The organism is Paracidovorax anthurii, assembly GCF_003269065.1.
Classification (GTDB): domain Bacteria; phylum Pseudomonadota; class Gammaproteobacteria; order Burkholderiales; family Burkholderiaceae_C; genus Paracidovorax; species Paracidovorax anthurii.
The window spans coordinates 23,020-35,518 of record NZ_QLTA01000010.1 but is presented as its reverse complement, the minus strand read 5'-3'; the positions used below and the strand labels follow the sequence as shown (position 1 = coordinate 35,518).

At 70.8% G+C, this 12,499-nt stretch carries 13 protein-coding genes; 6 read left to right on the top strand and 7 right to left on the bottom strand.

Going from position 1 to position 12,499, the window contains the following annotated elements; genetic code table 11:
* Positions 1–94: 94 nt before the first annotated feature.
* Positions 95–790, bottom strand: coding sequence for a YceH family protein (locus AX018_RS07090; protein WP_111876607.1), 696 nt, complete (start codon positions 788–790; stop codon positions 95–97).
* Positions 791–852: 62 nt separating this feature from the next.
* Here AX018_RS07090 and purN point away from each other — a divergent pair, with 62 nt between their 5' ends.
* On the top strand, positions 853–1,437 hold the full coding sequence (gene purN, locus AX018_RS07085; RefSeq protein ID WP_111876606.1) for a phosphoribosylglycinamide formyltransferase: 585 nt from the start codon (positions 853–855) through the stop codon (positions 1,435–1,437).
* Positions 1,438–1,667: 230 nt separating this feature from the next.
* On the opposite strand, the gene xopAW is transcribed toward purN, so the two are convergent.
* Positions 1,668–2,783, bottom strand: a complete 1,116-nt coding sequence (gene xopAW / locus AX018_RS07080) for an EF-hand domain-containing protein (protein ID WP_111876605.1) — start codon at positions 2,781–2,783, stop codon at positions 1,668–1,670.
* A gap of 268 nt (positions 2,784–3,051) precedes the next feature.
* Here xopAW and AX018_RS07075 point away from each other — a divergent pair, with 268 nt between their 5' ends.
* On the top strand, positions 3,052–3,786 hold the full coding sequence (locus tag AX018_RS07075; RefSeq protein ID WP_111876604.1) for a response regulator: 735 nt from the start codon (positions 3,052–3,054) through the stop codon (positions 3,784–3,786).
* A 6-nt stretch (positions 3,787–3,792) separates the two neighbouring features.
* Complete coding sequence (locus AX018_RS07070; protein WP_111876603.1) at positions 3,793–4,980, top strand: ATP-binding protein; 1,188 nt, start codon at positions 3,793–3,795, stop codon at positions 4,978–4,980.
* A 169-nt stretch (positions 4,981–5,149) separates the two neighbouring features.
* Here the strand turns inward: AX018_RS07070 and AX018_RS07065 are convergent, their stop codons facing one another.
* Positions 5,150–5,419, bottom strand: coding sequence for a DUF1653 domain-containing protein (locus tag AX018_RS07065; protein WP_111876602.1), 270 nt, complete (start codon positions 5,417–5,419; stop codon positions 5,150–5,152).
* A 67-nt stretch (positions 5,420–5,486) separates the two neighbouring features.
* On the opposite strand from AX018_RS07065, the gene AX018_RS07060 reads away from it, so the two are divergent.
* Complete coding sequence (locus tag AX018_RS07060) at positions 5,487–6,761, top strand: RsmB/NOP family class I SAM-dependent RNA methyltransferase (protein WP_111876601.1); 1,275 nt, start codon at positions 5,487–5,489, stop codon at positions 6,759–6,761.
* Positions 6,762–6,926: 165 nt separating this feature from the next.
* Entirely contained in the window at positions 6,927–8,141 is a 1,215-nt protein-coding gene (locus AX018_RS07055; protein ID WP_111876600.1) for a DesA family fatty acid desaturase, read from the top strand.
* A 366-nt stretch (positions 8,142–8,507) separates the two neighbouring features.
* On the opposite strand, the gene AX018_RS07050 is transcribed toward AX018_RS07055, so the two are convergent.
* Positions 8,508–8,969, bottom strand: coding sequence for a hypothetical protein (locus AX018_RS07050; protein WP_111876599.1), 462 nt, complete (start codon positions 8,967–8,969; stop codon positions 8,508–8,510).
* Positions 8,970–9,198: 229 nt separating this feature from the next.
* Here AX018_RS07050 and AX018_RS07045 point away from each other — a divergent pair, with 229 nt between their 5' ends.
* On the top strand, positions 9,199–10,749 hold the full coding sequence (locus AX018_RS07045) for an aminotransferase-like domain-containing protein (RefSeq protein ID WP_111876598.1): 1,551 nt from the start codon (positions 9,199–9,201) through the stop codon (positions 10,747–10,749).
* A 128-nt stretch (positions 10,750–10,877) separates the two neighbouring features.
* Here AX018_RS07045 and rpmG read toward each other — a convergent pair whose 3' ends face one another.
* The 3 genes from rpmG to trxB form a co-directional block, all read right to left on the bottom strand.
* A complete protein-coding gene (gene rpmG, locus AX018_RS07040; protein ID WP_011796484.1) occupies positions 10,878–11,048 on the bottom strand; it encodes a 50S ribosomal protein L33 in 171 nt (56 codons plus the stop codon).
* Positions 11,049–11,059: 11 nt separating this feature from the next.
* The gene (gene rpmB, locus AX018_RS07035) at positions 11,060–11,293 is read right to left on the bottom strand and encodes a 50S ribosomal protein L28 (protein WP_005797187.1); all 234 of its coding nucleotides are present in this window, start codon (positions 11,291–11,293) and stop codon (positions 11,060–11,062) included.
* Positions 11,294–11,507: 214 nt separating this feature from the next.
* On the bottom strand, positions 11,508–12,467 hold the full coding sequence (gene trxB, locus AX018_RS07030) for a thioredoxin-disulfide reductase (protein WP_111876597.1): 960 nt from the start codon (positions 12,465–12,467) through the stop codon (positions 11,508–11,510).
* Between the last annotated feature and the right edge of the window lie 32 nt (positions 12,468–12,499).

Below are 12,499 nucleotides of genomic sequence, written 5' to 3'. Positions count from 1 at the left end.
GAACCTGCCTTTCTATCCGAGGCTTCCTGCGGGCCGGGCAGGAAGTTTCATGAATATGTTTTATGGGATGTATGAATTGATGCGGATGTTGGCGTCATTCCTGCCCGGGGAGCGGCACCCCGAGCTGGCCGCACAGCGCGGCGAGCGACTGGCGCAGCGCCGCCACCTCGGCTTCCAGCGCGGCCACGCGCCCGGCCAGGGCCGGGTCGGCCTCGTGGGCAGGCGCGGGGGCGGCGGATGCGGGATAGGCGGCCGTGAGCGCCTCGGCGCTCACGGGCCCGCACAGCAGGTGCGCCCAGCGCGGCTCCCGGGCGCCCGGCGCGCGCGGCAGCAGCACGACCAGCGGGCCGCCCTTCTCGTCGCTGCGCGACTGCAGCTCGTCGAGGAAGGCCTCCACCGAGGAGATGTCCGCGAAGCGGTGCCAGCGCTCGGTGTTGATGCGCAGCTCGCCGGCCGTCTGCGGGCCGCGCAGCATCAGCAGGCCCAGCAGCGCGGCCGACTGGTCGGGCACGCCCACGGCGCGCGTGAAGTTGTGCTCCCAGCGCGTGGCGCGCTGGCCGCCGATCTCCATGGCCAGCGCGCGCTGGCGCAGGCTGTCGAGCGCCTCGCGGGCCTCGGAGTCGGTGAGCGCCATCACCGGCTCGCGGCTCGATTTCTGGTTGCAGCCGGTGACCACCGCGTTGAGCGTGAGCGGGTAGCTGTCCGGCACGGTGCGGGCCTTTTCCATGAGGGTGCCGAGCACGCGGGCTTCGGCGGCGGAGAGGGGCTGGAGGCGGGGATCGAAGGGCATGGAGCGGCCTGGAAGGTGCGGGGAAAAACGATGGGGAAGGACGCGGCGATAATCCGCGCCCCATGAAGAACATCGTGATTTTGATCTCGGGCGGCGGCTCCAACATGGCGGCCATCGTGCGCGCCGCGCGGGAGCAGGACTGGGCCGGCCGCCACGGCGCGCGGGTGGCGGCGGTGCTGAGCAACAAGGCCGGGGCGCCGGGCCTGGCCTGGGCGCGGCAGGAGGGCATCGCCACCGAGGCGCTCGACCACAAGGCCTACGGGTCGCGCGAGGACTTCGACGCCGCGCTCATGCAGCGCATCGACGCGCACGAGCCGGCCCTGGTGGTGCTCGCGGGCTTCATGCGCATCCTCACCCCCGGCTTCGTCGCGCACTACGCGGGCCGGCTGGTCAACATCCACCCCTCGCTGCTGCCGGCCTTCCCGGGGCTGGACACGCACCAGCGCGCGATCGACGCGGGCTGCCAGGTGGCGGGCGCCACGGTGCACCTCGTCACGCCGGAGCTGGACGCCGGGCCCATCCTCGCGCAGGGCGTGGTGCCCGTGCTGCCGGGCGACACGGCCGCCGACCTGGCCGCCCGCGTGCTGGTGCAGGAGCATGCCATCTATCCGCGCGCGGTGATCGGTCTTTTGCTATCGAAAAAATAGCTGAAGAGATCGTGTTTACGGCGACGTGAAGGCAATTTGACCCCGGAAACCTCCCGGGCGACCCCGGCGGCGCCCCGTGCGGGGGCCGCGAGGCGCCGGCCCCCGCAGTTCGTCCACTGACGGGCTTCGCAGCACTGCGGGGAACAGGCAACCGGTGCGCCGGCCCTGCCCCGGCCGGCGGAGCATGGGTGCCGGCAGGGGAGGGCGCGGGGCCGGGGCGCGCAGGCCGATCAGGCCAGGGCGCTGACCGTGCTGGAGCGGCTGCTCTCCGCCCAGCCGCTGGCCGTGGCCTCGTACTGGCGGCGGGCCAGCGCGGCGAGCTGGGCCAGGTCGATGCGGCCGCTGCTGTTGCTGCTGCTGGTGTCCGACGACGACGAGGATGACGAGGATGACGACGAGGCAGTGGACGACGACGTGCCGCTGGCGGTCGCCGCCGCGTACTGGCTCGTCAGCTGCGCGATGAAGCTCTGCGCCTCGGAGTCGCTCACCTTCTTGTCGCCGTCGGTGTCGATGGCATTGAAGAGGGCGGTGATCGCATCCGTCTCGCTGCTGGCATCGCTGGAGGCCACCGCGCCCGCCGCGCGCTCGGCGGCCGACACCACGCCGTCCTCGTTGGTGTCCAGCGGGTCGTAGCTGGTGCTGCTGCCGGACGACGACGAGGCGCTTGATCCTTGGGCGCCGCCCGGTCCGCCCGGGCCACCCGGTCCGCCGGGCGGGGGCGGCGGCATGCCGCCGGCCATGCCCTGCGCGCCGCCGGCCTCGCCCTGTGCGCCGCCGGAGGGGCGGCCCGCGTCGAACTCGGCCTGCGAGAGCTTGCCGTCGCCGTCGCTGTCGAGCTGGCTGAACGCCTCGTCGCTGCTGGTGCCCGTGGCGCTGGCCGTGCCGCCGGACATCTTCTCCAGCAGCGCCTGCAGCTCTTCCTTGCTCACGCTGCCGTCGCCGTCCTGGTCCACCTTGCCGAACAGGTCGTCGCCGGCCTGGCCGGTGGCGCCGCTGCTGCTGGTGCCGCTGGTGCTGCGCGCCTGGGCGAAGTCCATGGTGGAGCGCTGGGGCATCAGGCTCTCCAGCGTCTTGCCCAGCTCCTGCGCGTTCAGGCTGCCGTCGCCGTCGCTGTCGTACTGGGTCACGAGGTCGGTGGCGCTGGTGGTGGCGCTGTCCGCGCCGCCCTTCTTCGCCACCTTGTCGAGCAGGCCCTGCAGCTCGGTGCCGCTCACGCCGCCGCTGCCGTCGGCGTCCAGCTTCGACAGCAGCTCCTCGGGCGAAGGCGGCCCGCGCCGCTGCGTGCGCTGCAGGCTGGCGGCGGAGGACCACGCGCTGCTGCTGCCGACACTACTGATGGTCGTCATCGTCGTTCCTTTCAATGATGGGGTTGGCGGCCCCGCCGCCCGCGCGGGCCCTGGAGCCTGGGAGACCACGGCGGGATGCCTGGGCCTGTGGGGCATTCTTGGCGGCGCGGGTAACGGCGTTTTGTCGCGTTTGTACCGGCGCTGGTACAAGAGGCGTTTCCAAGGTCGGAACAGCGGGGCAAAAGCCGCCCTGTTCGGCGCGACCGCGCCGCGCGCCGCTGCATACACTGCGGCGAACGCCTTTTCTTCACCCTCCTGCGCCCGCGCCATGCAACACATCCTCGTGGTCGATGACGACGACGACATCACCGCGCTGCTGACCGGCTACCTCGGCCGCTTCGGCTACGCGGCCCACGCCGCGCACGACGGCGCGGCCATGCGCGCCCGCATGGCGGAGCAGCCCATGGACCTCGTGGTGCTCGACCTCATGCTGCCCGGCACCGACGGCATGACCCTGGCGCGCGAGCTGCGCGCCACCTCCTCCGTGCCCCTCATCATGCTCACCGCCCGCGCCGACGCCTACGACCGCGTGCTGGGGCTGGAGCTGGGCGCCGACGACTACATGACCAAGCCCTTCGAGCCGCGCGAACTGGTGGCGCGCATCCACAGCGTGCTGCGCCGCGCCGCCGCGCAGGGCCGCCCGGCGGCGCCCGCGCCCGCCGCGCCAGCCGACGTGGTGCGCTTCGACGGCTGGGCGCTGCACAGCGTCGAGCGCCACCTGGTCTCGCCCGGGGGCGTCACCGTGCCGCTGTCCAACGCCGAATTCCGCCTGCTGTGCACCTTCCTGCGCATGCCCCGGCGCGTGTGCAGCCGCGACCAGCTCATGGAGCACGCGCGGGGCCGCGCCATGGAATCGTTCGAGCGCAGCATCGACCTGCTCGTGTCGCGGCTGCGCCACAAGCTCTCCGACGACCCGCGCGCGCCCTCGCTCATCAAGACCGTGCGCGGCTCGGGCTACCTCTTCAACATCCAGACCGTGCAGGGCCTCGCGGCCCGCGCCTGAGCGGCCATGCGCGCCACGCCGCAGGCGGAGCCCGCCGAGCCGCCGTCCGCGCCCACGGGCTGGCGCGCCGCCATCGCCCGCCGCCTGCCCGATTCGCTGTTCGGCCGGCTCGCGCTGCTGCTCTTCGTGGCCGTGCTCGCCAGCCACGTGCTGGCCCTCACGCTGATGTTCGAGCTGCACCCCGGGCCGGGCCCCCGTCCCGATCCCGGCAACGGCCCCGGTGCCTCCCAGGCCCCGGGCGCCGCGCCGCCCCCCGCCTGGGCGCCGCCGGAGGGCGACGGCGCGCCGCCGCCCCCACGGCACCCGCCGCCGCCCAGGCACGGCGGCTGGTGGCACCCCGGGCTGCTGCTGGACATCGGCGTGCGCCTCGCGGCGCTCATGCTCGCGGCCTGGTGGGGCGCGCGCTGGCTGGCCCAGCCCCTGCACCGGCTCGCCGCCGCCGCGCGCCAGCTCGGCGCCGACATCCACCGCCCGCCGCTGCCCGAGGACGGCACCGCCGAATGCCGCGAGGCCAGCCGCGTCTTCAACCAGATGCAGGCCCGCATCCGGCGCCAGCTCTCCGAGCGCGACCGCTTCGTGGCCGCCGTCTCGCACGACCTGCGCACGCCCCTCACGCGGCTGCGGCTGCGTGCCGAATCCCTGGCCGGCGAGGTCGAGCGCACCGCCTTCACGCGCGACATCGCCGAGATGGACGCCATGATCACCGCCACCCTCGACCACCTGCGCGGCGTGGCTGGCGCCGAGCCGCTGGCGCCGCTGGACGTGCGCGCCCTCATCGAAAGCCTGGTGGACGACGAGCAGGCCTGCGGCCACGACGTCCGCTTCGAGGGCGATGCCCGCCCGCTGCCCGCCCGCGCCGGCGCGCTGCGCCGCTGCCTGGACAACCTCGTGGGCAATGCCGTGCGCTACGGCGGCGGCGCCGAGATCGCCCTGGAGGACGGGCCCGGCGCCGTGCACATCCGCGTGCGCGACCACGGGCCCGGGCTGTCCGAGGAACACCTGGCCCGCGTGATGGAGCCCTTCTACCGCGTCGAGGCCTCGCGCAACCGCCACTCCGGCGGCGTGGGCCTGGGCCTGTCGATCGCCCGCGACATCGTGCAGCGCCACGGGGGCACGCTCACGCTGGCCAACGCGCCGGGCGGCGGGCTGGTGGCCACGGTGGTGCTGCCCCGGGCCTGGGAGGGCGGGGGCTGAGCGGACTGGTGATTGCTATCGAATATGTAGCAAAGTATGCAGCGCCGACAGCGACATGGCGTCCGTGGGGCTTGGAATGGCAGGTGAACGGGCCGACCTGGCGCGCCACGCCCGTTTGCTATCGAAAGAATAGCTACTCCGATAGCAAATACGGCGACATGGCGCGGTTTCAGTCCGTATCCGCCCCCGGGTCCACGCGCTCGAAGCGCGGCCGGGTTTGTCCGCCGACGTCCACCGTCTCGGCGAACATCGCCGCCGGCCGCACCCACAGCCCGCGCTCGCCGTAGAGCGCGCGGTACACCGTCATCGGCTCCAGGCTCTCGCTGTGGCGCGCGGTGCCGATCACCTCGTAGAGCATGCCCTTGTAGTGGCGGTAGAGGCCCGGTGGCGTTTCGGGCAGGGGCGGCAGATCGCCGTCGGGGTGGGAGGGGCTGTGCATGGGGCGCATTGTGCGGCGCTCGGCGTGGTGGGGGAGCGGGAGGCGGGGGGATGGGACAATCCCGCCCATGCACCCGAAAGCCCTCCTGGATGCCTGCGCCGAACTGGTCAGGCTCACCCTCACCTTCGAACACCCCGCCGATGCCGTCGTGTCCCGCTATTTCCGGGACCACCGCTCCCTCGGCCCGCGCGAGCGGGCCACCCTGGCCGAGACGGCCTACACCGTGCTGCGCAAGAAGCTGCTGTTCGAGCAGCTTGCGCGCTCGGGCTCCGGCCCGCGCGAGCGGCGCCTGGCCATCCTGGGCTTCCACGGCCCGCGCGATTTCCTCAAGAGCGCACTCAACGACACCGAGAAGAACTGGCTCGACCAGTGCGATGCGGTCGCGCCGGCCGACCTGCTGGAGCCGCACCGCCACAACCTGCCCGAATGGCTCGTGCAGCCGCTCAAGCGCCAGGTCGGGGAGGGCTTCTGGGCGCTGGCCGAGAGCCTCTCGCAGCCGGCGCCGCTCGACCTGCGCGTCAACGACCTGAAGGACAAGCGCGCCGACGTGCGCAAAGAGTTGGCCAAGGCCGGCATCCCCGCCGTGCCCACGCCGTACTCCCCCTGGGGGCTGCGCGTGGACGGCAAGCCCGCGCTCACCAAGCTCGATGCCTTCACGCGCGGCGCCATCGAAGTGCAGGACGAGGGCTCGCAGCTCCTCGCGCTGCTGCTGCAGTCCCGGCGCGGCGAGATGGTGGTGGATTTCTGCGCGGGCGCGGGCGGCAAGACGCTCGCCATCGGCGCGGCCATGCGCAGCACCGGCCGGCTCTATGCCTTCGACGTCTCGGCCCACCGGCTGGACGCCCTCAAGCCCCGGCTCGCGCGCAGCGGCCTCTCCAACGTGCACCCGGCCGCCATCGCGCACGAGCGCGACGACCGCATCAAGCGCCTGGCGGGCAAGATCGACCGCGTGCTGGTCGATGCGCCGTGCTCGGGCCTGGGCACGCTGCGCCGCAACCCCGACCTGAAATGGCGCCAGTCGCCCCAGGCCGTGCAGGAACTGGTGGCCAAGCAGACCGCCATCCTGGAGAGCGCCGCGCGCCTGCTCAAGCCGGGCGGCCGGCTGGTGTATGCCACCTGCAGCATCCTGCCCGAGGAAAACGAGGCCATCGCCGAGGCCTTCGGCGCGGCCCATCCGGACTTCGCGGCGGAGGACGTGGGCGCGCTGCTGGCCCAGCTCAAGGTGGAAGGGGCCGAGGGGCTGTGCAGCGGCGGTGCCAGCGGCACTGGATATCTGCGCCTGTGGCCCCACCTGCACCAGACGGACGGCTTTTTCGCGGCCGTCTGGACCCGCAAGGGCTGATGCGCTCCCCCGCGGTGACCTGCGGGTAAGTCCGGAGGGGCAATACACCCCATTCCGGGTGGGTATGGGCCCTCCGGGCGGGGGCGCCTCCTAAAATTCCGCCACGGCCCGCGGCCCCGTGGCTGCCGACGATATTCCACCCTTTTACGCCAAGGCGTCACACGTATGCACTTTCCCGACTGGGCCGTTCTGAATGCCATGATCGACTGGATGTCGAGCGGCCTGCTGGGTCTGTCCTGGTGGGAGATCGTCCTCTATACGCTGGTGACCACCCACATCACGATCGCGGGGGTCACCATCTTCCTGCACCGCTCGCAGGCGCACCGGTCGGTGGATCTCGGGGCCGTGCCCTCGCACTTCTTCCGCCTCTGGCTCTGGATGGGCACCGGCATGGTCACCAAGGAGTGGGTGGCCATCCACCGCAAGCACCACGCCAAGTGCGAGACCGAGGACGATCCCCACAGCCCCCAGACGCGCGGGCTGGACACCGTGATGTGGCGCGGCGCCGAGCTGTACCGCGCCGAGGCCGCCAACCCCGAGACCCTGAAAAAGTTCGGCCACGGTACGCCGGACGACTGGGTGGAGCGCAACGTGTACAGCCGCTTCGCATGGCAGGGCGTGGGCCTCATGCTCATCATCGACCTGCTGCTTTTCGGCGCCATCGGCGCCACCGTCTGGGCCGTGCAGATGCTCTGGATCCCGTTCTGGGCGGCGGGCGTCGTCAACGGCATCGGCCATTTCTGGGGCTACCGCAACTTCGAGGCGCAGGACGCCAGCACCAACCTCGTGCCGTGGGGGATCGTGATCGGCGGCGAGGAGCTGCACAACAACCACCACACCTACCCCACCTCGGCCAAGTTCTCGGTCAAGCCGTATGAATTCGACATCGGCTGGGTCTACATCAGCCTGCTGCGCCGGCTGGGCTGGGCCACCGTCAAGAAGGTGCCGCCCAAGCTGCGCCTGGGGGCCGTCAAGCCCGTGGCGGACGAAAAGACGCTGGAGGCGCTGATCGCCAACCGCTACGAGGTCATGGCCGGCTACGCGCGCGGCGTGCGCCGCGCCTGCCGCGAGGAGATCGCCTCGCTCAAGGCCCGCAAGGCGGACGCTTCCGTGCTCCAGGCCGCGCGCCGCTGGCTGCACCGCGATGCCGAGAAGGTCCCCGCCCGCGTGCTGGCACAGCTGGCCCGCGCGCGCGAGGCCCATCCCGTGCTCGACAAGATGGTCACCATGCGCGAGGAGCTGCGCCAGCTCTGGATGAACACCTCCCACTCGCGCGAACAGCTCACCGCCGACCTGCAGGCCTGGTGCCGCCGCGCCGAGGAAAGCGGCGTGGCCGCATTGCGCGAATTCTCCCTGCGGCTGCGGGCCGCCCAGGCCTGAACCAACACGTTCCCCCCTGCGGTGGGTGCTTTGCGCTTTCCCGCTTTTCCTGCTGAGCGGGAGGGCAGGGGAGGGGTTCCCGCAGCCTGGCCAGGCCGACGCCACGGCGTCGCCGGCATGGCCTGCCGCGCGGTCCTCGGATCGGCGGCACGGGATGCCGCCGGCATGCATCGCGGCTGGGGCGGCGCACCATGAACCACTGATACGGTTTTTCCATCAAAGAAACCACGGTGTTGCGTCGCTTGGCTGTGCCACAGCACGGTTTGCAGCGTCGTGCCTTGCGCTCTCTTTGGCACCTGTTCGCGCAAAAGCCCGCGACCCCATGGCGGGGTGCGGGCCGGAGGGGCCTGACAGGGCCGGGGCGCGTCAGCGCGCCGTCGTGGTTTCCGGGCCGTGCGGTGCGCGCAGGCGGCCTTCCGTTCCGCGCAGGGCTGCGGCGATGGCCCGCCACACATCCCCGAGGATGCGCGCTGCATCCGCGAACGGAGCGAGGTGGAAGGCGGGCACCGGCGCGGGCTCCACGAGCATGGCCTGCGCCGTCTCCGCGCCCGCGTTCGACACCTCCATCCATACCGCCGGCGCGTTCGCATCGGCCACGCGGCATTGCCCTTCCTCCAGCCCGCCCAGGGGGGCCTGGGGGGCCATCACCTGGCCCCAGACCATCGGCCCCGCATTCAGGGCCAGGCGGCCGCGCTCGGCCCGCAGCATGCCGCCGGGCGGCAGGCAGATCAGCGTCTTCTCGCCGGGGCGCAGCGAGAGCCGCACGGTGGCGCCGGCAGAGGTGTCCTCGGGACGGGCGGCTTGCGTGGATCGATCGGTGGAAGGCATGGTTTTCTCCTCGAACGCGAAATCGAATAAGTTTGGAATAGCCCTAATCCTAGGGATAACCCTGGATTCCGAAAATGCACAGGCGCCGTGGCGTTGGGGTGGAACAGTGCGTGTTGCCGTGTCTCTGTTATGGTTCGCCGGGAGGTTTCCTGTATCTGTCCAGGCCCTGTATGCCGGGGCATCATGAATCTGCGCACCTGCGCCTTCCCTGCCACTCCTCTGTTCGCCTATGTCCGCTCCCGCCGCCGAACGTCCCGAAGCGCCCGGTTCCGCCGCGGCCCCGCAGCCCCGATACCGCCAGCTGGCAGCGCTGTACGAGCAGGCCGTCGCCACGGGCAGCCTCCAGCCCGGCATGCGCCTGCCGTCGGTGCGCGAGCTGTGCCAGCGCCACGGCGTGAGCCTCACCACCGCGCTCCAGGTGCTGCGGCACCTGGAGGACCAGGGCTGCGCCGAGGTGCGCGAGCGCGTGGGGTATTTCGTGCGCGTGCCCGGCCGCGTGACGCTGCTGCCGGCCGCCCGCGAACCCGAGGTGCATGAGCCCCTGTCACCGGATCCGCACGTCTTCGCCGGCATCAACGAGCGCATTTCCGTGTTCCTGGAGAAGGCCCGCCTCGCGGGGCCCGGTGTGCTCGATCTCGGCAGCGCCATGCCCGCGCCCGCGCTCTTCGATGCCCAGGCCCTCAACCGGCTGGCCATGCGCCTGCTGCGGGAACAGCCGGACATCCTGGTGTACGGCCCGTCCGCGCCCACGACGCATCCCGAGTTCCAGCGGGCCATGGCGCACAACGCGCTGGGCTTCGGGCTCAGCCTCGCGCCGGGGGACATCGGCGCCACGCATGGCAACTCGGAAGCCGTGAACCTCGCGCTGGACGCCGTGGCCGCGCCCGGCGACGTGATCGCGGTGGAGTCGCCCACCTTTTTCGGCATCCTGCAGGCCATCGAGGTGCGCGGGCTGCGTGCTCTCGAAATCCCCTGCAGCCCCCATACCGGGCTGTCGCTGGAGGCGCTGGAGCTGGCGGCACGCAACGAACCCCGCCTCAAGGCCGTGGTGGTGGTGCCGCATCTGCAGATGCCCCAGGGCAGCGTGATGCCCGATGCCCACAAGGAGCGGCTCGTGGCCCTGTGCGTGGAATACGGCCTTGCGCTCATCGAGGACGACATCTACCGGGAATTCGTCGAGTCCCCCCAGCCCCTGCGCCCCGCCAAGGCCTGGGACCGGCCCGGGGATGCGGGGCAGGTGATCTACTGCGCCTCCCTCAGCAAGAGCTTCGCGCCGGGGCTGCGGCAGGGTTGGATGAGCGCCGGCCGCTGGCATGCCCGCGTGCAGATGCTGAAGTTCGCCCGCACCCGGAACATGCAGACCTGGTCGCAGCTCCTGGCCGCGCGCACCGTGGATTCGCCAGCCTACGAGCGCCATCTGCGCCGCATGCGCACCCAGCTGCGCGAGCAGCGCGAAGCGTCGGCGCGGGCCGTGGCGCAATACTTTCCCGTGGGAACGCGCCTGAGTCTGCCGCCCGGTGGCATCAGCCTCTGGCTGGAGTTGCCGGCGGGCCTGTCCTCCACCCGGCTGTACGACGAGGCCCTGGCCCGGGGCATCCGGGTGGCGCCGGGGCCCATGTTCTCCAACACCGGCCGCTACGACCACTTCCTGCGGTTGAGCTGCGGCATGCCTTTCACGCCGCAGGTGGAAGAGGGCTACCGCGTGCTGGGCGAACTGCTGGAGCGCCAGCAGGCCGGCGGCTACCCGGCCGGCGCGGGGTGCCTGCGTGCCGTCGCATGATCGGGCTGCCCCGGTGTTTCCGGGGTGGGGTGCCTGTGTGAGGAATCCTCCGCGCAGGCCGGCGGGGATGGGTGGGCATAAAAAAACCGCCCTCGGTGGGGCGGTTTTTCTTGAAGCGGCCAGAGGCCTTACTTCAGCTTCATTTCCTTGTACTCGACGTGCTTGCGAGCCTTGGGATCGAACTTGATGATCGACATCTTCTCAGGCATCGTCTTCTTGTTCTTGGTGGTGGTGTAGAAGTGGCCGGTACCCGCGGTGGATTCCAGCTTGATCTTGTCGCGTCCGCCTTTGGTTGCCATGGTGCTACTCCTTAAGCTTGGCCGCGTGCACGCAGGTCGGCGAGCACGGAGTCGATGCCATTCTTGTCGATCAGGCGCAGGGCGGCGCTGGAAACGCGCAGACGCACCCAGCGGTTTTCGCTCTCGACCCAGAAACGGCGGTATTGCAGGTTCGGCAGGAACCGGCGCTTGGTTTTGTTGTTGGCGTGGGAAACGTTGTTCCCGACCATGGGCTTCTTGCCCGTTACGTCGCAGACGCGTGCCATGAGGACACTCCGATTTTTCAAACACAGCCGCAGGACATGCACGCTCCGCGTGATTGCGGAGCCTGTCCCTGTGGCCTCACCTCGCCAGATAGGGTGGCGGTAACCCGATGTTTTTGCCGATCAGCCAGTGCGATGCACTGCATTGCGGGTGCAATGGTTCAGCAAAGCCGCCGATTATATAGTGCGGCTTTGCAGGCTGTCCAGCCGCAGCGGTTCAGTTTCCGCCTTCCTGCTCCAGGAAGCGCTGCGCATCGAGCGCGGCCATGCAGCCGGTGCCGGCGCTGGTGATGGCCTGGCGGTACACGTGGTCCTGCACGTCCCCGGCGGCGAACACGCCCGGCACGCTGGTTTGCGTGGCGAAGCCCTTGAGGCCGCCCTGCGTCACGATATAGCCGTTCTCCATCGCGAGCTGGTTCTCGAAGATGCCGGTGTTGGGCGAGTGGCCGATGGCGATGAAGCAGCCCTGCAGCGCGATCTCCTGCGTGCTGCCATCCTGGGTGCTCTTGATGCGGATGCCCGTCACGCCGCCGTCGTTGCCCAGCACCTCGTCCAGGGTGTGGAAGACCTTGAGTTCGATCTTGCCGGCCGCGACCTTGTCGTTGAGCTTGTCCACGAGGATGGGCTCGGCCTTGAACTTGTCGCGCCGGTGCACCAGGGTCACCTTGCGGGCGATGTTGGAGAGGTACAGCGCCTCTTCCACGGCGGTGTTGCCGCCGCCCACCACGCACACGTCCTGCTCGCGGTAGAAGAAGCCGTCGCAGGTGGCGCAGCCCGAAACCCCGCGGCCCATGAAGGCTTCCTCGGACGGCAGGCCCAGGTACTTGGCCGAGGCGCCCGTGGCGATGATGAGCGCATCGCAGGTGTAGGTGCCGCTGTCGCCCTTGAGCGTGAACGGGCGCTTGCCCAGGTCCACCTCGTTGATGTGGTCGAACACCACCTGGGTCTTGAAGCGCTCGGCGTGCTCCAGGAAGCGCTGCATCAGCTCGGGGCCCTGCACGCCATTCACATCGGCGGGCCAGTTGTCCACCTCGGTCGTCGTCATGAGCTGCCCGCCCTGGGCGATGCCCGTGATCAGCACGGGATTCAGGTTGGCGCGCGCGGCGTACACGGCGGCGGTGTAGCCGGCCGGGCCGGAACCCAGGATCAGGACTTTGGCGTGTTGCGTAGTGGACATGGTGAAAGGTAAGAGTTTGTGAGCCGCCGCAT